At 68.3% G+C, this 20,157-nt stretch carries 19 protein-coding genes and 1 pseudogene; 10 read left to right on the top strand and 10 right to left on the bottom strand.

Features of this window, described 5'->3' with window-relative positions; translation table 11 throughout:
* Nucleotides 1-687, top strand: a complete 687-nt coding sequence (locus tag ACTMTI_RS18355; protein ID WP_441121591.1) for an MmyB family transcriptional regulator — start codon at nucleotides 1-3, stop codon at nucleotides 685-687.
* 207 nt (nucleotides 688-894) lie between these two features.
* Here the strand turns inward: ACTMTI_RS18355 and ACTMTI_RS18360 are convergent, their stop codons facing one another.
* Nucleotides 895-1,695 (bottom strand): GNAT family N-acetyltransferase, encoded by an 801-nt coding sequence (locus ACTMTI_RS18360; protein ID WP_441121592.1) that lies wholly within the window; start codon nucleotides 1,693-1,695, stop codon nucleotides 895-897.
* 248 nt (nucleotides 1,696-1,943) lie between these two features.
* Between ACTMTI_RS18360 and ACTMTI_RS18365 the strand changes: the two genes are divergently transcribed.
* Both ACTMTI_RS18365 and ACTMTI_RS18370 read left to right on the top strand, forming a co-directional pair.
* Entirely contained in the window at nucleotides 1,944-2,288 is a 345-nt protein-coding gene (locus tag ACTMTI_RS18365) for a peptidase inhibitor family I36 protein (RefSeq protein WP_441121593.1), read from the top strand.
* Between the two features lie 74 nt (nucleotides 2,289-2,362).
* Nucleotides 2,363-2,647, top strand: a complete 285-nt coding sequence (locus tag ACTMTI_RS18370; RefSeq protein WP_441121594.1) for a hypothetical protein — start codon at nucleotides 2,363-2,365, stop codon at nucleotides 2,645-2,647.
* 31 nt (nucleotides 2,648-2,678) lie between these two features.
* Here ACTMTI_RS18370 and ACTMTI_RS18375 read toward each other — a convergent pair whose 3' ends face one another.
* The 3 genes from ACTMTI_RS18375 to ACTMTI_RS18385 are packed head-to-tail and all read right to left on the bottom strand — an operon-like array spanning nucleotide 2,679 to nucleotide 5,789.
* Nucleotides 2,679-4,316, bottom strand: coding sequence for an AMP-binding protein (locus tag ACTMTI_RS18375; RefSeq protein ID WP_441121595.1), 1,638 nt, complete (start codon nucleotides 4,314-4,316; stop codon nucleotides 2,679-2,681).
* A gap of 4 nt (nucleotides 4,317-4,320) precedes the next feature.
* Entirely contained in the window at nucleotides 4,321-5,187 is an 867-nt protein-coding gene (locus ACTMTI_RS18380) for a crotonase/enoyl-CoA hydratase family protein (protein WP_441121596.1), read from the bottom strand.
* Nucleotides 5,184-5,789, bottom strand: a complete 606-nt coding sequence (locus ACTMTI_RS18385; RefSeq protein WP_441121597.1) for a TetR/AcrR family transcriptional regulator — start codon at nucleotides 5,787-5,789, stop codon at nucleotides 5,184-5,186. Before ACTMTI_RS18385 ends, ACTMTI_RS18380 begins: the two co-directional genes overlap by 4 nt.
* A 720-nt stretch (nucleotides 5,790-6,509) precedes the next feature.
* Between ACTMTI_RS18385 and ACTMTI_RS18390 the strand changes: the two genes are divergently transcribed.
* From ACTMTI_RS18390 to ACTMTI_RS18410, 5 genes and pseudogenes are all read left to right on the top strand, one after another.
* Nucleotides 6,510-7,511, top strand: a complete 1,002-nt coding sequence (locus ACTMTI_RS18390; RefSeq protein WP_441121598.1) for an NADP-dependent oxidoreductase — start codon at nucleotides 6,510-6,512, stop codon at nucleotides 7,509-7,511.
* Nucleotides 7,512-7,550: 39 nt separating this feature from the next.
* Nucleotides 7,551-7,991 carry a pyridoxamine 5'-phosphate oxidase family protein gene (locus ACTMTI_RS18395; RefSeq protein ID WP_441121599.1) on the top strand — a complete coding sequence of 147 codons (441 nt, stop codon included), beginning with the start codon at nucleotides 7,551-7,553 and terminating at the stop codon, nucleotides 7,989-7,991.
* 262 nt (nucleotides 7,992-8,253) lie between these two features.
* Nucleotides 8,254-8,427: pseudogene (locus ACTMTI_RS18400) on the top strand (Tn3 family transposase); the annotation flags it as partial.
* A gap of 217 nt (nucleotides 8,428-8,644) precedes the next feature.
* Nucleotides 8,645-10,303 (top strand): alkaline phosphatase D family protein, encoded by a 1,659-nt coding sequence (locus ACTMTI_RS18405; RefSeq protein WP_441121600.1) that lies wholly within the window; start codon nucleotides 8,645-8,647, stop codon nucleotides 10,301-10,303.
* A gap of 277 nt (nucleotides 10,304-10,580) precedes the next feature.
* Entirely contained in the window at nucleotides 10,581-11,336 is a 756-nt protein-coding gene (locus tag ACTMTI_RS18410) for an SDR family NAD(P)-dependent oxidoreductase (protein ID WP_441121601.1), read from the top strand.
* Here ACTMTI_RS18410 and ACTMTI_RS18415 read toward each other — a convergent pair whose 3' ends face one another.
* The 5 genes from ACTMTI_RS18415 to ACTMTI_RS18435 form a co-directional block, all read right to left on the bottom strand.
* A complete protein-coding gene (locus ACTMTI_RS18415; RefSeq protein ID WP_441121602.1) occupies nucleotides 11,337-12,164 on the bottom strand; it encodes a FadR/GntR family transcriptional regulator in 828 nt (275 codons plus the stop codon).
* 76 nt (nucleotides 12,165-12,240) lie between these two features.
* The gene (locus ACTMTI_RS18420) at nucleotides 12,241-14,466 is read right to left on the bottom strand and encodes a hypothetical protein (RefSeq protein WP_441121603.1); all 2,226 of its coding nucleotides are present in this window, start codon (nucleotides 14,464-14,466) and stop codon (nucleotides 12,241-12,243) included.
* A 29-nt stretch (nucleotides 14,467-14,495) separates the two neighbouring features.
* Nucleotides 14,496-15,317: a carbohydrate ABC transporter permease gene (locus tag ACTMTI_RS18425; protein WP_441121604.1), complete on the bottom strand. Its 822-nt coding sequence runs from the start codon at nucleotides 15,315-15,317 to the stop codon at nucleotides 14,496-14,498.
* The gene (locus ACTMTI_RS18430) at nucleotides 15,314-16,177 is read right to left on the bottom strand and encodes a carbohydrate ABC transporter permease (RefSeq protein WP_441121605.1); all 864 of its coding nucleotides are present in this window, start codon (nucleotides 16,175-16,177) and stop codon (nucleotides 15,314-15,316) included. Before ACTMTI_RS18430 ends, ACTMTI_RS18425 begins: the two co-directional genes overlap by 4 nt.
* Nucleotides 16,178-16,183: 6 nt before the next feature.
* Nucleotides 16,184-17,533, bottom strand: coding sequence for an ABC transporter substrate-binding protein (locus ACTMTI_RS18435; RefSeq protein WP_441121606.1), 1,350 nt, complete (start codon nucleotides 17,531-17,533; stop codon nucleotides 16,184-16,186).
* Nucleotides 17,534-17,657: 124 nt separating this feature from the next.
* Here ACTMTI_RS18435 and ACTMTI_RS18440 point away from each other — a divergent pair, with 124 nt between their 5' ends.
* The gene (locus tag ACTMTI_RS18440) at nucleotides 17,658-18,887 is read left to right on the top strand and encodes a mandelate racemase/muconate lactonizing enzyme family protein (RefSeq protein ID WP_441121607.1); all 1,230 of its coding nucleotides are present in this window, start codon (nucleotides 17,658-17,660) and stop codon (nucleotides 18,885-18,887) included.
* Between the two features lie 313 nt (nucleotides 18,888-19,200).
* Here the strand turns inward: ACTMTI_RS18440 and ACTMTI_RS18445 are convergent, their stop codons facing one another.
* Nucleotides 19,201-19,542 carry an NUDIX domain-containing protein gene (locus ACTMTI_RS18445; RefSeq protein WP_441121608.1) on the bottom strand — a complete coding sequence of 114 codons (342 nt, stop codon included), beginning with the start codon at nucleotides 19,540-19,542 and terminating at the stop codon, nucleotides 19,201-19,203.
* A 269-nt stretch (nucleotides 19,543-19,811) separates the two neighbouring features.
* On the opposite strand from ACTMTI_RS18445, the gene ACTMTI_RS18450 reads away from it, so the two are divergent.
* Complete coding sequence (locus tag ACTMTI_RS18450) at nucleotides 19,812-20,060, top strand: hypothetical protein (RefSeq protein ID WP_441121609.1); 249 nt, start codon at nucleotides 19,812-19,814, stop codon at nucleotides 20,058-20,060.
* The last annotated feature ends 97 nt before the right edge of the window (nucleotides 20,061-20,157 follow it).

The following is a 20,157-nucleotide window of genomic DNA, read 5'->3' on the forward strand; positions in this document are numbered from 1 at the left end:
GTGGTCTCAGGCGCGGGCCGGCGCCGGCCGTGCGAGGGCCCAGACGATCAGCGCGGCGGCGAGCAGGACGGCGGCGCCGGTCATCACCGGCGATCCCCCGCAGCTGCAGACGGTCCTGGACGCCCTCGTCGGGGTGCCCGCACCCGCACCCTCGACGTGATCGCCACCAACCCTCTTGCCCGCGCCCTGTACAGCGTGCTCTACATCGGTCCCCGCCCAGCGCCGACATCGCCCGGTTCACCTTCCTCGACGCGCGCCCGGCAGTTCTGGCACGACTGGGACCAGGTCGCCGACGACCTCCCCGCCCACCTGCGCGCCGCCGCCGGCGCCACGCCCTATGACCGTGCCCTCACCGACCTCGTCGGCGAGCTGTCCATCCGCAGCGACACCTTCCGCCAGCTGTGGGCCCGCCACGACGTGCGCGCCTACGGCCGAGGCGTCAAACACTTCCAGCAGCAGCCGGTCGTGGGCGCGCTCGAACTGCGCTACGAGCTTCTCCGGCCGGCCGCCGAACCCGGCTTGACGATGATCACCTACACCGCCGAACCGGAAACGGCCTCACACGACAACCTGTCCCTGCTCGCCTCCTGGGCGGCCAGCCAGCACGACGCCACCGAGCAGGGCCAGGCCGATGCGACGAGTCGGCCCATCACGCCGCCCTCACGCCACGATTGCTCCCTGACCTGAGCGACTGATCCCCGACTCGGGTGACGCGAGAACGCCGGCGGCCGCCCCTGGTCCCTAGGGCAACCGCTGGCCTTCCTCGAGTCCCGCCGTGGCTGACCTTGAGGACTACGCGAGTCGGCGACGGAGGTCGCTGGACGTCCACCGGCAGGCCGGGGGGCGACGGTGATCGGCCCGAAGCTGCCGTATACGGCAGCCGTGCCGGTGGGATCAGCCCTTCAGGCTGTAGAACTGCATCGGTGAGTTCGGCTTGAAGCCGATACGCGGGTACACAAACGCCCCGGCGACGGTCGCGTGCAAGGTGGCGCGGGTCAGTCCGGTGGCCCGGGCGCCCTCGTACACGGCCTTCCGCGTCACCGCCTCGCCGTAACCTCTGCGCTGCCACTGCGGGTCTGTGGCGACGAGCACGACGAAGAGGCGGCCTGTTGCTTCCACCGTCCCAGCACACGTCACCGGAACATCGTCCCGCATGCCCAGGTAGGCGTACACCCGGTTCTTCCACAGCGTGGAGGCGGCGAGTCCGTCGCGGCCGTCCTCCAGCGGGAACCCGTAGGCGCGCGAGTTGAGGTCTGCATAGGCTCGCAGCTGTTCGTCAGTGGTTACGCGCACGAACGTCAGGTCGGGGTGGACCGGCTCGGGGATGGGGAGCAGGTCTGCGGCCATGCCGGTGCCGGGGAAGGCGTGCTCCAGGCCTGCCTGCTCGGCCGCTGCCCCCAGCGCTGCGCGTGCCTCGCCATCGAGAAGGTCCTCGAAGATCCACAGGAAGCCCGGATGCTTCTTCGAGCGCATGATGTCCGCGGCCTGGCTCAGACGTTGCTCGACGAGCATCGCGTCCGCGCCGACATCGGTCAACGTGATGCAGTTCCAGAAAGCGAACCGGCAGTCGGCCCAGCGAACGGCGATGCCCGGAAGGTCGCGCACATCCGCATTCGAATCCCGGTCGAGCACCATGGCACGCCAGACCACAGCGAGCTGCTCCATCGATTCGATCGAGTCCGAACGATCCGTCACCGAAACTCCTCAAAAGTCGCGTATGCAGAGAGTTGACGCCCGAAAGAAGCAAATGGGCTGATGAGCGGAAGGTCATCCTCCATATGGGCCGGCTTGATCTCCCGCCTTACCGTTTCAGTCCTGCGCGTATTCTCCTCGACCCCTGATGTCAGCACCCGGCGAGCCCTCAATAAATCGATAGCGCCCGGCGACTTCGGGTTGCATCGTGATTACGCTAAGCAATTATTCTAGTCGCTGGGAGCGATCACATGTTCAGCATCCGTAGAACCGTGCTGGCCTTCACTCTCGCGTTCACGCCGCTCACCCTCACAACTCCGGCACGCGCCGCCGACGGCTTCGGCAGATGCCCGAACGACCACCTATGCCTGTTCTCCGAACGCGACGGGAACGGCACCATCGCCGCGTTCCGGTCCGGCGCGCCGGATCTCGAGCCGTTCGGCGTGCTCAATCCCCTCGCGGCCTGGAACCGGACGAGCCGCACGTTCTGCCTGTACACCTATCCGAACTACGTACAACTCGCCGACACCATCGCCCCCGGCTACCAGGGTGGGCTCAACGGCGAGATCGCCTACTCGTCCACACGGGCCTGCTAGCCCTCATCGCGTGACCACGATCAAGGAGCATCCTGCGTACCCTCGCATCCGGCCTCCTCGCGCTGGCAGCCGTCGTGACCCTCGCCGTCACGCCGTCCACCACTGCGGATGCCATGACGGCTCAGGAGCGCTTCACCTTCTTGTACGACGGAGTGATCCTTTGGAGTCAGCCGAACCCGCGTTCGGTCCGCATGGGCCTGGGATATCGCAACCAGGAGTTCGTAGCCGAGCGGGATTTGAACGGCGAACGCTACGTCTGCCAGGGCGGCGAAAGCCAGGATCTTTGGTATTACGGCCGCAACTCCGCCACCGGCGTCAAGGGCTGGGTGAACTTCTGCAACCTCAGCTACGCCGGCTGAGCGTGTCACGGTGTGTGCTTCGGCGCAGCCCTCAGGGCTCGCTGCGCAGTTCCTCGACTTCGGCCTGGTCGATCTGGTCGCGGAGGCGGAATTTCTGGATCTTCCCGGAGCCGGTCAGTGGTAGTTCGGCGGTGTGGAACCAGCGGGTGGGCGTCTTGTGGGGTGCCAGGTGCGCACGGCAGAGCTGGTGGAGCTCGGCGACTGCCGGGATCTGGTCGGGGTGGGCGGGTATGAGTACCGCGGCAACGATCTCGCCCCAGGTGGGATCGGGCAGGCCGAGCACGGTGACGTCGCGGATGCCGGAGTGGGTGAACAGGACCTGCTCGATTTCGGTTGCGTAGATGTTCTCCCCGCCGCGAATGATCATGTCTTTGAGCCTGCCGGTGATGCGGAGGTAGCCGCGGTCGTCCATGGTGCCCAGGTCGCCGGTGTGCAGCCAGCCATCCGCGTCGATGGTTTCGGCGGTGCGTTCGGGCATGTCGAAGTAGCCCAGCATGCGCTGGTAGCCGCGGGCGCAGATCTCCCCTTGCCGGCCGACGGGCACGGTGTCGCCGGTGACCGGGTCGCGGACGGCGACCTCGAGTTGCGGCAGCGGCCGCCCGACGGTGGCGGCTTTGTCGTCGGGCGAGTCGTCCGGTCTGGTCTGCGTGACCACCGGCGACAGTTCGGTCTGGCCGTACACCGTGGTGAACTGGACGCCGAAACGGCGCTCGACCCGGTGCACGAGTTCGGGTGGAACGGGACTGCCGCCGGACAGCACCCGCGACAGGCGGGACAGGTCGAACTGGTCGAACGCGGGGTGGCTGAGCATCGCGATGAGCATGGTGGGAACCCCTGCCAGCAGGTCCGCGTGGTGGTTTTGGGCCGCGGTCAGCACGAGCACGGGGTCGAACAGCTGGCACAGGACGTAGGCGGCTCGCTGGTGCGCCGAGCCGAGCACGCCCATCGCGCAGCCGGCGGTGTGGAACAACGGCATCGCCGAGACCATGGTGCCCCGGTCCGGAAGCTGTGTCCTGTCGATCATGAACCGGGCGTTGGTGACCAGCCCGCGGTGGTGCAGCAACGCGCCCTTGGGGAATCCGGTGGTGCCGGAGGTGTACTGGATCTGGGCGGGGTCGCTGGGCCGCACGATCGGCAGGGAGCCGGCTGCCTGGTGGGTGCGTACGGTGTCCTGCCAGTTTTCGAAGCAGAATGTGGCGCGTAGCTCGGGCAGTCCCGGTGTCGCTTCCCGCGCGATCGCGGTCATGTCGCTACCGCGAAACCCGGCGGTGTGAAACAGCCCCGCTGAGCGGGACTGCTCAAGGACGTAGCGCAGTTCTGCCGCCCGTAGCGCCGGGTTGGCGGTCACGACGATCACACCGGCCAGCGCCGCGCCGTATTGCAGGATGATCCACTCGGGGATGTTGGGCGCCCAGACGGTGATCCGCTCGCCCGGTCCGAACCGGGTCAGCAGCCAGTGTCCGCATTGCTCGGCGTCGGCCAGCAGTTGCCGGTAAGTCCATCGGCGGTCCGTGCGTTCGGCACCGGCCGGCGACGGCGTGCCGGGTGGCGCCACTTCGATGAGGGCGGTCTGGTCCCCGGCGTCCCTGGCGGCTTCGCGCAACAGGTCCCCTGTGGACAGTTCCAGGACGGGCCGGCTGGTGTCGGCGGGCCAGTACGCGAGGTCCATGGGTTCACTCCTCGTCGATTTCGGCTGTGGTGGGGATGGGGCCGCCGCCGTCGGGGATCGGCCTGCCGGAGTCGCGCCATCGCACCGCGGCGGGGAATCCGTGTTGTGCGGCGAATTCCTGGAACCAACGGCCCTCAGGGGAGTGCCGGGTGATCCCGTCGAACAGGGTGGCCAGGATCTGGGTGCCGTGCAGGCCCATGTTGTCGTAGGCCTGGTTGATCATCAGCTTCTGCATGACCAGCTGGTTGACCGGGACCCCGGCGATGCGGTCGGCCAACGCCTCCACCGCGGTGTCCAGTTCGGCGGCCGGGACCGCCTGCAGCACCAGACCCCATGCGGCGGCGGTGGTTCCGTCGATGGTGTCCCCCGTCAGCAGCATCCGCTTGGCCCGCTCGGCACCGAGCCGGTAGACCCACATCGCGGTGGTCGGACAGCCCCACACCCGCGCCGGCATGTAACCGACCCGGGCGTCCTCGGCCATCACCACCAGATCGCAGGACAACGCGATATCACTGCCCCCGGCCACCGCGTAGCCGTGCACCTTCGCGATGGTCGGCTTCAGTGAACGCCACAGACTGAAGAAGTCGTCGGTGTTGCGCTTCATGTGCTGGTAATCCCTGATCGGATCCCACACCGGCGGCTGCGTCAGATCGCCGTGCTCGGCGTACTGCTTGAGGTCGTAACCCGCGCTGAACGCACGCCCCGCGCCCTGGAGCACGATCACATGCACCGCCGGATCGTCGTTGGCCCGATCGACCAGTTCCTTCAGCCTGCGTGCCACTTCCGCCGTGATCGCGTTCAGCCGATCGGGCCGGTTCAACGTCAGATAGGCCTTGCGCTCCCGCACCTCATAGCCGATGACATCACTCACGGGTTGCTCCCCTCCAGGATGGCCCGGGCAACCGCGACCCAGTCGGCGATCAGCCGCTCGGTAGTGCGCCCCTCACCGCGCAGCACATCGGAAATGGCCAGGCCACGCAGGAACTGCACAGTCAGCGACGCCACCATGGGGTAACGCTCGCCGGACGACAGATCCTCGCCGAACACCTCGCCGACCACCCGGTGAAGATCCACACGCGCCCGCGACTCCTCACGGCGCAGCACCTCCCGCAACGCCGGATCCGTACGCGCGGCCGCCCACAACTCCAACTCGGCGACGAACGCCGGGCGCACCATCGACGCGCACAGCACCCGGATCGCGCGCTCCACACGATCAAGGCCGGCCGGCACGTCGGCCTCGGCCCGCCGCACCGCCGCCTCATTGCGCTCCATCAGCAGCCGGATCGTGGCACCCAGCATCGCCTCGCGCGTCGGGAAGTGATGCAGCAACGCACCTCGGCTGAACCCACCTGCGCGCTGCACCTCGACGGTTGTCGTCGCCGCCAGTCCGCGCTCGATCAACAACTCCACCGCGACCTGAACGATCCGCTGCCGTGTTGCCTCACGCTGCGCGGCCCGCACACCCGACGCCATGCGCGAACCGTTTCACAGTCATACCTGACTGTCAATCGTTCTCGTGGCTCAGCCGGGGGCCGGGCAAGGAAGCGATCGGCCTGTCCGGAATCCCGTTCCACCGACGGGGCGCGCCCTCCATCGGAGAAAGTGGGTGTGTGCCAGCGCTGGTCGGGGGCGTCGGAGCAGCGCGAGAGCCGGACCGCACGTATACCGCCGCCGTTGAAGGAGACGTCGTCGTACTTCTCTCCCGCTGTCGAACACAGTCCGCTGATGATGTTGACGAGCTGGAAGCCTTGAGGGTCTCCGTTGGTGCGCCACGCTGTCCGTTCGTCGGTGCAGCGCGGCGCCGCGATCCGGCCGCTGATCGCGCCGGCGCAACGGCCGGCGTAGGTGATCCGGGTGCCCGGGACCGCTCTCGGGGTGGGCTTCCGGGTGGGTGTTGGCGTGGGTTTCCGGGTCTTCTTGGGCTTGGGGGTGGGTTTTGGTTGGGGTGAAATTTTCTGGGCCGGTTGGGCCGCGGGCGGAGGTGAGGGATCCGGCGGCAGGGCCGCCAGCACGACCGCCGCGGTCGCCGCGACCGCCGTCGTGATCGACGTGGGAATCGCCCAGCCCAGTCCTCCAGAAGAGACGCCCTTCGCCAGGTCACAGTCCCCGCAGCGAACCCCCAGCCGATCGTGCGCGCCCCTGTCCAGAGTGGAGCCCGAAGCAGAGAGCACCACACGAACGAGGAGCATCACCATGACCGTGAACCGTGAGATCCACCTGGCCGCCCGCCCCTTCGGCGAGCCGCGCCCGCAGGACTTCGATCTGGTCACCACCGCGCTGCCCGACCTGGCCGAGGGCCAGGTCCTGGTCCGCAACACCTGGATGTCGGTCGATCCCTACATGCGCGAGAGGATGCATGATGCCGAGTCCTACCTGCCGCCGTTCCAGCTCGACGCACCCCTGGACGGCTCGGCGATCGGCGAGGTCGTGGCCTCGCGCTCGGCCGACATCCCGGTGGGGACGACCGTCGTGCACTTCCTGGGCTGGCGCGAGTACGCCGCGGTGGACGCCGCGGCCGCGACCGTCGCCGACCTCGCCCTGGCCCCCGCCGAGGCGTGGCTGGGCGCGCTGGGCACCACCGGGCTGACCGCCTACGCGGCCCTGACCCAGGTCGCCCCCGTACGGGAGGGCGACGTCGTCCTCATTTCGGCGGCGGCCGGGGCGGTGGGCAGCATCGCCGGGCAACTCGCCCGCAAGCTCGGCGCCTCCCGAGTGATCGGCTCCGCAGGCGGGACGCTGAAGGCCAAGAAGCTCGTGCAGGACTTCGGCTACGACGCCGCGATCGACTACCGTGCCGGTTCGGTCGCCGAGCAACTGGCCAAGGCCGCCCCCGACGGCATCGACGTCTACGTCGACCACGTCGGCGGCGACCACCTGGTGGCGGCCATCGACGCACTGCGTCACGGCGGCAGGATCGCGATGGTGGGCGCGATCAGCTCCTACAACGCCGCCGAGCCGGTCCCCGGGCCGAGCAACCTGTTCACCCTGGCCGCCAAGGACGCCACCCTGCGCGGCATGCTGATCAACTCCTACTTCCACCTGTTCCCCGAATGGATCGGAAAGGCGGCCGGCTGGCTGGCCGACGGCTCCCTGCACACCGAGCTGACCGTGGCCGAGGGCATCGAGCGGGCACCCGCCGCCTTCTTGGACATGATGCGCGGCGGCAACGTCGGCAAGATGCTGGTCAGGCTCTGACTTCCCGCTTCCACAGACGAACGGACAAAGGAACAGATCATGTCAACAAAGATGACCACGGCCGAACGGGAGAGCTTTCTCGCGGACACGCACATCGGAGTGCTGAGCGTGGCCGGTTCCGGCGGGCGGCCGCCCATGGCGGTGCCCATCTGGTACGGCTACGAGCCCGGCGGCGAGCTCACGTTCGCCACGAGCTCCGACAGCGTCAAGATGGCGCTGATCCGCGAGGCGGGCCAGATCGGATTCACGGCCCAGCAGGAGGCGATGCCGTACAAGTACGTCTCCCTCGAAGGGACCGTCGTGGGCTACGAGCCGACCGACGCGGACGAGTACCGCAGGTGGTCGATCCGCTACCTCGGCCCTGAGGCGGGCGAGCGGTTCTTCGCCGGCATCAGGGACTACGTGCGGACGATGGTCACCGTGCGGGTCCGGCCCGACCGCTGGCGAACCTACGACTTCGGCAGGGAATTCAGCGGCTAGGCCGGCGATCAGGCCGAAGGGGCGCCCCGACAGAGCATCGCAACGCCGCACGAGTCGGACCATGCGGCTGGCAAGCCCGGGCAAGCCGCTGAGTGGCCATCCGGCGGTAGCGCCCTCCTCCGCCACCTCGAGGGAGAGCGCGACCTCGTGACGGTCGTGCTGCTGTGGCCGACGAGGCGGGCGATGTCCTCAAGGGGGACGCCAGAGTCGGAGAGCAGCGAGACGAAGCTGCGCCGCATCTCTCGGGCATCGCACGAATCGGCACGAGGAGCTGATGATGACCGTCTTGTGCCTGCGGATCCTCCAGGCGGCGCTCGTCTACATCGACACCCTGATGCTGCAAGGCGTCCTTGCCGATCCCGCCTTGGCTCAGCTGCTCAAGCCTGCCGACCGGCGTGGGCTGACTCCCTTGTTCTGGCAGCGTGCCCAGCCCTGAAGTGGTCTCGCCCGGAACCCCTCGGGGGTCGACGGCTCTGGGCTTGTCGTGCAGCCACTGATCAGGAGTCGGAGTCCGTGACGCATCAGTGGTAACCGGTCACCGTCGGCCAGCTCGGAGGATCGTTTAGCACAAAGCAACGATATTTCAACCTCTTGATCACTTTCGGCTTCTGCAGTCATGGTGGGGTAGGCCCATGATCGACAGGAGCTCGCGCATGAACAGGTACAGCCGTCGAGGATTCCTCACAGCGACGCTGGTAGCGGGCTCGGCCGCAGCAATACCGGGCTGGGCGGGGACGGGAACGGCGGCTGCCGCGAGCACCCCGTTCACCCTTGGGGTGGCGTCGGGCGATCCGGCGCCCGACGGGGTCGTGCTGTGGACCAGGCTGGCTCCTGAGCCGCTCGCCGTGGACGGCCGCGGCGGTATGCCAGATCAGGCCGTACAGGTACAGTGGCAGGTCGCCGCCGATGACCGGTTCCGGCGTGTCGTTCGCGAGGGGATCAGCCTGGCCAGACCGGAGCGTGGGCACAGCGTGCACGTTGAGCTGCACGGCCTGCGTCCCGGCAGGGAGTACTTCTATCGGTTCCGCGCGGGCGGCGAGATCAGCCCGGTCGGCCGGACCAAGACCGCGCCTCCGCCGGGGGCGGACGTGAGCGCCCTGGCGTTCGCCTTCGTCTCCTGTCAGTGCTGGTATGAGGGCTTCTACACCGCCTACCGGCACCTGGCCCAGGAGGACCTGGACGTGGTCTTCCACCTCGGCGACTACATCTACGAGTACGGCGTGGGCGCCACCGGCGGGGTGCGCGGGCTCAGCCTGCCCGAGCAGTACCTGAAGGAGACCTTCACCCTGACGGAGTACCGCAACCGGCACGCCCTCTACCGGACCGACCCTGACCTGCAGGCCGCGCACGCGGCGTTCCCCTGGATGGTGACGGTCGACGACCACGACGTGGAGAACAACTGGGCCAAGGACATCTCCCAGATCGACACCGAGCCCGACCAGGACCCGCAGGTCTTCCTGCAACGGCGGGCCGCCGCCTTCCAGGCGTACTACGAGCACCTGCCGCTGCGCCGCTCCTCCATGCCCGGAGGGCCTGACATGCGGCTCTATCGGCGCGCGTCCTTCGGCAGGCTGGCGACCTTCAACGTGCTCGACACCCGCCAGTATCGCGACGACCAGCCGTGCGGCGACGGATTGGACGTCGGATGCGCGGACCGGCTGGACCCGAACCGGACGATGCTGGGCGCCAGGCAGGAGGAGTGGCTGCTCGACGGCCTCGCGCGCTCGCGTACGACGTGGAACGTGCTGGCGCAGCAACTGCTCATGGCGCCGCTCGACCACGACGCCAGTCCCGACGTGCAGGCCTTCGGCATGGATCTGTGGGACGGCTACGCCTCCGCCCGCGCCCGGCTGCTGTCGGGGATGGTGGAGCACAACGTGCGCAATCCGGTGGTGCTGTCCGGTGACATCCACCGCAGCCTGGCGGCTGAGCTCAAGCCCGACTTCGACGACCCGAACTCTCCGGTCATGGGCGTGGAGTTCGCCGGGACCTCGATCGCCTCCGGCAAGGACGGCGCCGACCAGGACGGGCTGGGGCAGACGTTCCTCGCCGCCAATCCGCACCTGAAGTTCCACAACGTTCAGCGGGGCTACGTGCGCGCCACGGCGACTCCGGAGACGTTGACCGTCGACTACCGGATCGTGCCCTACGTTACGCGGCCGGGGGCACCCATCTCGACTCGTGCGTCGTTCGCGGTGGAGGCGGGCAACCCCGGCCTGCACCAGACGGCGGACAACCCGCCGATCGGCGTTCGGACCATTCCGGACGTGGCCGGCGAGCTGGACCATCTCGCCGAGCAACCGCAACGCTGACCACGTCGGGCAGGCGGGTGGGACGGCTTGCTTCCGCGGCCGCTCACCTGCCCGCGCGACGCCGCGAGCCGCCAAGCGAAACAGCAAGCTGGGCGTGTCATGCTTCATCGTCCCGCGTCAGCAGGACCTCGCCCACGTCCCGGATCGATGAACTCCACGTCCGCCGCGGTCAGCAATCCCGCGGAGTCTGCGCCTCTCACCGGCTGGCCTCGAGGGGAACACCTCCTCTCCGGCATAGGATTCTGGTTTGACCGGTCAAACCAAAGGAGCATGGATCATGCCCGTACTAGAGGGACGCTCCGCGTTGATCACCGGTGGCGCAGGAGACATCGGTGCCGCGATGGCCGCCGAGCTGACTCGCAGGGGAGCTCGCGTCACGCTCCTGGACGTGAAGTCGCCGGCGGAGGCCCGCCCGTGGATCGCCACCGCATCCGCGCACGGCAAGGTGGGCTATGTGCAGGCCGACGTGCGCGATCGGCCGTCCCTGGACGCCGCAATCGACGAGGTCGGACATCTCGATATCGCAATCGCCAACGCCGGCGTCGTCAAATCCGCCCCGTTCCTGGAGATCTCTGTCGAGCATTGGGAACAGCAGCTGGCGATCAATCTCACCGGCTGCTTCCACACGGCCCAGGCGTCCGCACGGCGCATGGTGGCCCAAGGATCTGGCGGGCGCATCGTGCTGACGGGATCCTGGGTCGGCACGGTGCCGTGGCCGGAGATCGCGGCCTACAGCGCGTCGAAGGCCGGCGTGGCGATGCTCGCCCGGTCGATGGCCAAGGAGCTGGCTCCGCACGGCATCCTCGTCAACGCCCTCGCGCCGGGAATCGTGGCCGCGGGCCTGGCCAAGTGGCAGTTCGACAACGAGCCCGCCTACGCCGCGCGGGCCGCCCAGGCCATTCCGCTGGGAGTTCCGCAATCCGTCGAGCAGGTGGCCAGGGTGGCCGCGTTCCTGTGCTCGCCCGACGCCGACTACATCACCGGCACGACCCTGCTGGCCGACGGGGGCTGCTCGCTGTTCAACCAGGACTGACTAGCGCTGACGGGAGTTGGGCTCCAGTCGCAGCAGGTCGTCGCCCGGCCCGTCGAGCGCGCTCAGCACCGATTCGATGATGCCGTCGAGTGACACACCCGGCCCCATCAGCCGGGTGAGCTCGCGGCGGGCGAGCGTGTCGAGCCCCTGGTCAAGGTCTTCGCCGTAGTGGTAGTGCGCCACTGACAGGTGACCCTCCATGGCGCGGCGAGCCCGTTCGGTGTCGCGGTCGGCGATCGCCGCCAGGATGTCGTCGTGGTATGGGGCGCCCTCGCGGACGATCGTGGGGTCGGCGAGGCTGCGCAGCATGTATTCGAAGGTGAGCCCAGCGATCGACAGGAACATCACCTCCAGCACGGAGTTGCGGGCGGCCCGCGCGATGAGGATGTGGAAGGCGATGTCGGCGCGGGCCTTCTCCACGACGTTGCCGGCCATCTCGAAGGCGCTCAGCATCTTGCGCAGCGCGGTCAGATCGTCCTCGGTCGCGTTTCGCGCGGCCAGCACGGCGGCGTGGGTCTCCAGCATGATCCGCGCGTCGGTCACCTCGCGCGGGGTGGCGTTGCGCCGGCGGTAATAGGCCTCCAGCGGGCGGATGCTGTCGACGCTGCTCGGCTCGCGGACGAACGTGCCGCGCCCGGGAATGACCCGGACCAGCCCACGCTCCTGCAGTTCCTTGATGACTTCACGGACGGAGGGGCGGCTGAGCCCGAAACGCTGGGCCAGCAGCCGCTCGGAGGGAAGCCGGCTGCCCGGGCTGATCTTCCCGGTGAGCAGAGCGTCCTCGAGATATGTGGACAACATGTCACGCGGAACGGCGTCAATCGTCACCGGTGATCCTCCCGACAGCACCCTGCGGTCAGACCGGATGCTATTTCCCGCCCCCGCCGGGGGCAAACGTCCCTGATCATGATAGCCGACGGTATGTCATACGGACGGTGACGTCGTCGACTGTGGCCAGCGGGATCCACCCGTCGGCGGGCGGCACCGCGCGGCCGTCGACGGTGATCTCGGTGGGCCGCTCCGCGGCCCCCTCGGGAAGGGGCAGGCTCAGGGAGAGCCGGTCCGGTGCCGGGTGGGCGCCGCCCTGGCGAGTGTAGCGGACGGTGACCGTGACCACGTCCGTGTGCTCGGTCGTGACGTGCAGGCTGACCGGCCCGAAGCGGGTGGTGCTGCGCTCCAGCTCGATGGTCTGACCGGCCCCGAACCACCCAGCCGGTACGGCAGGCAGCAGTTCGAGTGTGTCGTCCCGCTCGAACAGCAGCAGATGCCTGACCAGCCGCACGAATTCGGCCGAGGCCCAGTTGTGCGGCATGTCCCCCCACAGCTGCCCGTTGCCGGTGGCGGTCAGTGACTGCTCCTCCCGCCATACGCGGGTGGGCGCGGCATGGTTGGCGAAGGCGTAGAGGTAGTCGACCGCCTTGTCGGCACGGCCGGCGTAGAGCCACGCGTGCGCGGCGAACGAGGCGGCGTAGGGCCAGACGGCGCGGTAGGGCAGCCAGCCGGTCTCGGCAGGAATCCCCTGCTCGTCATCGAGCGCGTCGAACAGCTCCAGCAGGTCGGTGACCACGTGGTGGCCGGGCTCGAACACCTCGCCCGGCCAGATGGCCTGGCACAGCGCCCACGTGGCGCTGCCGGGCCGGATCCGATGCCATGCGGCCACGTCGGCATCGACGGGACCCGCGTGGTAGTGATGCGAACCGCTTTCCGGGTGGATCATGGGCAGGTACGCGAGTCCTTCCTCGCGGTGTCGGCGGGCCGCCGTGTCGAAGTTGGCGCGCAGCTGAAGGTACTGCGCGTGAATCGCGTCGCGATCGGATGCGCGGCCGAGCATCGTCGCTCCCCTGACCGCGGCGCGCAGCCCCGCGAGCGTCCACAGCGTGGTGGTGTACTCCGCCCGTACGCCTGCCACTCCCCCGTCGGCGAACGCCGGCGGCATCAGGCCGTGCAGCGAGTGGCCGGTGGGCAACGCGTCCGCCTGGCGGCGCAGGCAGGCGATGTGGTCGATGGCGCGCAGCACCACCGGCCAGTGCGAGCTGAGCGCGCCGCGCGGGTCGGCGCTGAGCTCCGACTGCCGCACCAGCGTGGCGATCGCGATCGCGGTCTCCTTGATGTGCGGTGCCAGCTCCAACCCGGTGATGGAGCCGTCGGGTCTGGCCCGGCGCAGGAGGACCCGCACACCGGCATCGGCGTCGGCGGCAAAGCCGAGGTAGCGGGCCGTCTCCAGGATGAAATGGCCGTCGACGATCCACAAGCCGCGGTAGACCGTGGCGCCGACCTGCGGCACCGGCAGTCCGTCGCGGATCTCCCGCGCTTGCAGCAGGTTGCGCACGCAGGCCACCAGCAGGTCCTGCAGGGCCGGGTCGGGCACGGTGATCGGCAGCCGTAGCGCTGGAAGCTCGTCCCAGAAGGCGCGGGCACGGGTCAGGGCGGCCTCGGCCCAGGCCAGGTCCGCGATGGCGGGCGTCTCGGCCACGGCCGGCTGCGGCAGGACCAGCGCCCCGCCGGTACGCCCGCCTGGTCGCAGGATCTCGGGGGTGACGTCAAGGCCGGTGGCGGGGCGGAATCCGGTCGGGTGGGCGAGATGGAGCCGTTGCGGCCGGTGGACCAGGGCGACAGGGCCGAGCGGCGTGCCGTCTTGTTCGGCGGTGTCGTCCGGCCAGGTCGGCTGGGCAGGAGCCTGCTCGGGCGCCACCGAGTAGGCGACGTGGAACGGTGTCGTGCCACCCGTCAGCACCGCGTCGCGGTCGTGGTGGTCGATGTGCAGTCCGGTGAGCACCTCGCCGTCGTCGCCGATGTGCGTCAGCTCCCACATCACGACATCGGCGCGGAAGCCGTCGTGCTCGTGGGCGAAGGCGGTCAGCGTGAGCTCCAGCCGGGGGTAGCGCATGGTGGTGACCACGATGGGGCGTGCGGCGGACTCGGTGCGCTGGGTCACCGACAGGGGCCGGTCGGCGGTCTGGGCGGAGAACTCCACGACGGTGGCGAAGTGCCAGGCCGCGAGGTGCGTCTGTGTGAAGCCGTAGAGCAGGGCGCCGTCCTCGCGGACCAGGGTCTTGTGCGGGTCGTCGGGCAGGCAGATCGCTGTCCAGCGCGAGGGGGGCGCGAACCGGAAGTCGATGGTGTGGGACACGTACGGAGCCTTCCTTCTCCTCGAAAGGGTCAGCCCTTGACGGCGCCCTGCAGCATGCCGCGGATCACATGGCGTTGCAGGAAGAGGTAGACGATGACGACGGGGACGGTGACGATGAGGGCCCCGGCCGACAGTCCGGCGACGTCGGTGGTGCGCTGGCCGACGAACAGACCGAGGCCGGCGGGCGCGGTGCGGACGGCCGGATCCTGCAGCAGCACCAGCGACAGCAGGAACTCGTTCCAGCTCCAGACGAAGAACAGGACCATGAGCGTGGTGACGGCGGGCCGGGCGACAGGCAGCAAGATACGGAACAGGACGGTGAAGGAGTTGGCGCCGTCCATGCGGGCCGCCTCGATGAGCGCGCGGGGCGTGGAAAGGAAGAAGGCCCGCATCCAGAACGTGCCGAACGACACCGACAACCCGATCTCGGGCAGCATCAGGCCCAGGTAGTTGTCGGTGAGACCGAACTGGCGCAGGTCGTAGTAAAGCGGCACGACGGTGGCCTCGTACGGCATGACGATGCCGATCAGCATCACGTAGAACAGCGGCGTGCTGCCACGGAACCGCATGGTGCCGAAGGCATACCCGGTCATCACAGACAGCAGCGTCGCGACCGGGACCACCACCACCGCGACGATCACGCTCGAGGTGATGAGGTCGCCGAAGGAGCCGGTGGTCCACGCCCGCGCGAAGTTGCCCCACTGCGGATCGTCCGGCCAGCTCAGGCCGGTGACCGGCGCCCCCTGGAGCTGCAGGGCGACCGAGAGGATGCTGAACAGGGGGAGCAATACGGCAAGGGCGAACAGGCACAGGAAGGTGTAGGCGCCGAGCCGTTCGAAACGGGCGTTCACAGCTTCTCCCGCAGCAACCGGGTGATCAACAGGACCACGGTGAAGATGAGCACGGTGAGCATCACGGCGACCGCACAGGCTTCGCCCACGGCCCCCTGGCGGAAGGCCAGCTTGTAGATCTCGAAACCGGGGACGTTGGTGGCGTTGCCGGGGCCGCCACCGGTGGTGACGTAGACCAGGTCGAAGGAGCGCAGCGCGGCGATCGTGGTGAGCGTGAGCCCCACGGCCATCTCCTGCTTGAGTCCTGGCAAGGTCACCGCGAAGAACTCCCTGACTGGACCGGCTCCGTCCACGCGGGCCGCCTCGTACAGACTGGCGTCAATCTTGCTGATGCCGGCCAGGAACAACACCATGCACAGCCCGGACATCACCCAGGTGCCGACCAGCCCGAGCGCGGGCAGCGCCCAGGTGAAGTCACCCAGCCAGGCGCGGGCCAGCCCGTCCAGGCCGACCGCGGACAGCAGCTGGTTGATGGTCCCCTCGTCGGCGTACATCCACCGCCACGAGATGCCGACCACCACCGCGGTCACCACCTGGGGCAGGAAGATCACGGTGCGGAAGAAGCCCAGCCCGCGCAGCCGGAACCGCGACAGTACCGAGGCCAGCACCAGTCCCAGGCCGACGGGCAGCGCGGCGAAGAAGAACAGGAACACCATCGAGTGGCTGAAAGCGGTGCGGACGTCGGGATCGGCCAGCTGCTCGGTGTAGTTGTCCAGCCCGGTCCAGGTGCCGAGGGTGATGCCGTCCCAGTCGTACAGCGACAGCCAGGCTGTGTGCCCCAGCGGCACCAGAACGAACAGCGCGAAGACCAGGAAACCGGGCAGGATGTAGAGGTAGGCGACTCTGGAGTTGGCCCTCATATCGCCCTAGCCGTTGCCGCGTTCGTCGGCCCAGTTCTCCTGGACCGTGGAGATGAGCTTGTCCGGCGTCGTCTTACCGGCGATCAGCTGCTGGACCGCGGGGAAGAGGGTGTCGCCCATCGACGGGGTCGCCCAGTCGAGGTAGAGCGCCAGCCCGTCGTCGGCGAGAACCTGCTGCCAGGTCTCCACCAAACCCTCCTGGGCACTGCCCGCCTTGGGCTTGCCCGCGTCACGCTCGGCGACGGGCAGGTAACCGCCCTGGAAGAGCGTGGCCGCGTTCTCCGGCCGGGTCATGAAGTCGATGAAGTTGGCGGCAACGTCGGGGTACTTGGTCTTGGCGGAGATGCTGAACGGCGAGGTGGTCGCGCCCGTCGCGCGGACCGGGTCACCGGCCTTGACCGGCGGCATCGCGGTGAATCCTGCCTTGCCGTCCATGTTCTCGTCGATACGCGACCGGTTCCAGCTGCCGGAGACCATGAAGACGCCCTTGCCCTTGACGAACTTGCCGACGCCGTCGCTGTCGGAAGTGCCGTTGGCGGAGGAGTCGATGTAGCCGGCCTTGGCCCATTCCGCGAGGGTCTTGGTGGCCTGCTGCACACCGGGACTGTCGAAGGTGGCGCCCTTGCGGCCGTAGACCCAGTTGAGCCCGTTCTCGTGCGGCTCGTACTGGGCGATCAGGTCGGACAGCACGTGATTGCCCGGCCAGGCCTCCAGGTTGCCGAGCTGGATCGGTGTCTCGCCCGCCGCCTTGGCCTTGGCCAGCGCGTCCTGGAAGGCGGCCAGATCCTTGAAGGGAGTGGTGATGCCGAGCTTGGCGAGCTTGTCCCGGTTGTAGTAGATGCCGACCAGGTTGCCGCCCAAGGCTATGCCGTACAGCTCGCCGGTGCCGAAGGTCTTGCCGTCCTTGGAGAACCGGGCCTGGTCGAGCAGGCCCGGCTTGAACCGCTCGCTCCAGCCGTACAGCTTGGCGTACTCATCCAGCGGCCGGAGCAGGCCCGCCTGGACCAGCGGGCCCTGCATCGTCTGCGCCTGGCCGGCCTGGGCGATGTCGGGCGCCGATTCCGAGGACATCTGCAGCTTGATGTTCTTGCCGTAGTCGGCGAAGGCCGTGTACGTCGGTTTGATCGTGATGTTGGGGTGAAGCTGCTGGTACTTGGCGGCCAGCTGCTCGATCGCCTTTCCCTGGCCGCCTTCCTCAAAGTGGCTCAGTGTCAACGTGACCGGCTCGGTCGGTAGCGCACTGGACACGGCCTTGCCCGCGTCGGGGGCTTCGACGGGTGCGGCGCCAGGGGCGCAGGCCGTCACGGTGGCAGCTATGAGGGCCAGGCCGGCGATCGTACGTGTCGTCAACGGCATCGCAGACTCCTTTGCGGGCTAACCGGTCTGACCACCATCTAGGTAAACGGGAAGTTTCGTCAAGCATGCCAGGGCATCAACCAACAGTTGCGGTCAGACCAGTCTGGCCGGTATGAAGACATCCATGAGCATCGAAGGCATCGAGACACTCGTCGTCGAGGAACTGCCCAACCTGCTACTGGTTCAGGTGCACCTCGATTCGGGAATCGTCGGGCTGGGCGAGACCTACTACGGGACCGCCGCGGCCGAGGCGCACCTCCACGAGGTCCTGGCGCCCGCCCTGGTCGGACGCGCCATGCCGCGGGACGCGGACGAGCTGCGGGCGCTGCTGACGGAGCTGGAGGGCTATGTCGGCTACCTGGGCAGCGGCGCCGAGGTCCGCGCGCTGTCGGCCGTTGACCTGGCACTGTGGGACGCGATGGGTCAGGAGGCCGGCCTGCCGCTGACCGAACTACTCGGCGGCCGGGTCAGGAGCGACGTGCAGATCTACAACACCTGCGCGGGCCCGCACTACATGCGCCACCCCAGCGGCCAGAAGTCGGCCAACTGGGGAGTGGCCGGCGAGGGTCGCCACGAGGACCTCTACGGCTTCCTCCACCACGCCGACCGACTGGCCGAGGATCTCCTGTCCGAGGGGGTGTCGGCCATGAAGATCTGGCCCTTCGACGTCTACGCCGAACGTTCGGCGGGACGCGAGATCAGCCGGGCCGACCTCGATGCCGGACTCGGCCCCTTGCGCAAGGTGCGCGACGCCGTCGGTGATCGCATGCGCCTCCTCGTGGAACTGCACGGCTTGTGGGAGCCTTCCGCGGCACGGGTCATTCTGGCGGCGCTCGCGGAGTTCGACCCTCTGTGGGTCGAGGACCCGATACGGCCGGATCGCTACGCCGAGCTCGGCGAACTGCGAGCGACCAGCCCGGTTCCGATCGCCGCCGGTGAGACGCTGGGTGGCCGCACGGCCGTGGCCCCTCTGCTCGATCGGCGCGGGGTGGACGTCCTCATCGCCGACCTCGGCTGGTGTGGCGGGATCAGCGAAGTCCTGGCTCTGGCCGAGCGCACGCTCGCGGCCGAAATGCCCCTCGCGCTGCACGACTGCAGCGGGCCCGTGGTGCTGGCCGCCTCGGCGCACCTGGCCGTCCATCTGCCACACGTGTTCATCCAGGAGACCACCAGGGCCTACTACTCCAGCTGGTACCCGCAGCTTGTCACCGGCCTGCCGGACATCTCCGCCGGCCGGCTGAGCCCGGGAACCGCCCCCGGCCACGGAGTCCGGCTCCGCCCCGATCTCGACCAGAGCGCCACTGTACGCCGCCGCGTGACCGGCGCCACCCATCCCCTCCCGCTAGCCCGATAACCAGCGCTCGCGTGGCCCCTCGGAAGGCTGTCCAGGTGACGACGTTGAATCGGTGATGATCGCCTTGGCCGTAGTACCGTCCAGCAGGGTGCCGAGCCTGGTCCCGGTCAGGTCGGAGCGATTCACCGCGCCCTGGCAATGTGATGCTCGGGGCGCTCAGGCATGCGGTCACCAGGATGCCGTCGTCATCGCCGAACAGCTCTGCCCGGGGGGTGAAAGTTGACACTGCCGAAAGTGACGGGAACGTCGCGTCGCTACGGCGGGAGCGCACTCCGTACTCCTGATCAATGGCTGCACGACAAGCCCAGAGCCGTCAACCCCCGAGGGATTTCCGCCGCAATACACCGCCAGTTTGGCGGAGAGCGCGTGGAGTGCGGCGTGAACCCGGCGCCATACATAGCCGCAGTAGTTCAGGCATCTCGGCCGGATCGGCGAGGCGGAGGATGGAGAGTTCGCGGTCGATGACATTCAGCTCTGCGAGTTGCTGGTGTCTCAGGATCCCGCCGTCGAAGATGAACATCAGGGAGTGGTCCCACGGTCCATGGGGTGGTACCCAGTCCACGACCAGCAAGCGGCCGATCTCAGGGTCGAGGCCGAGCTCCTCCTTGAGCTCTCGCTGGGCTGCTGCGGCGGGCGCCTCGTCGGCTTCCGCCATGCCGCCGGAAGATCCCAGTCAGGTTTGTATGCCGGGTCCACAAGAAGGACGTGGCCGTGTTCGTCACGGATCAGTACGTCGGCGCGCATGTCCAGGGTCATTGACACAGTATTGCCTCCTCGACCTTAAAATTTTGCGAAAAGCGCTGCACCTGAATTCACAAGTGTGGCTGCTGGGATCCCGATAATAATCCTCGAATAATCCAACGGCATCGCTGACCAGCCTGGCCGAATTACCCGTACGGAGGGTCGGTCGTGTGATCGAAACCGATGGCTCGCCGTTGCCCTGCAAGCTCATCGACCAGCAACCAGATCCTCGGCTGCCATGTCGTCAGCGAGCGTGCCGTGGAGACCACCCAGTTGGCCGCTGCGGCGATGACCGCTCGGATGCGGGTCGAAGACCTCGCCCGGATCCCCCTTTCCTTCCCCACCTATGCCGCCATCGTGGGGTGCGCCGCCTACATCGCCATCCGCCGCCTCGAACTGGACGCGGTCGGATTTCAGCACGAGGCGTCATGAAGCTTGTAGTGCGGGCGCTGGCAAGCGGCTTCTACGGTCGTGGGTGCACAGGCTGCCACACACCACCGCACTATGAGATAATTGTCCTGGTCAGGCC

The organism is Nonomuraea sp. H19, from assembly GCF_052068215.1.
Lineage (GTDB): Bacteria > Actinomycetota > Actinomycetes > Streptosporangiales > Streptosporangiaceae > Nonomuraea.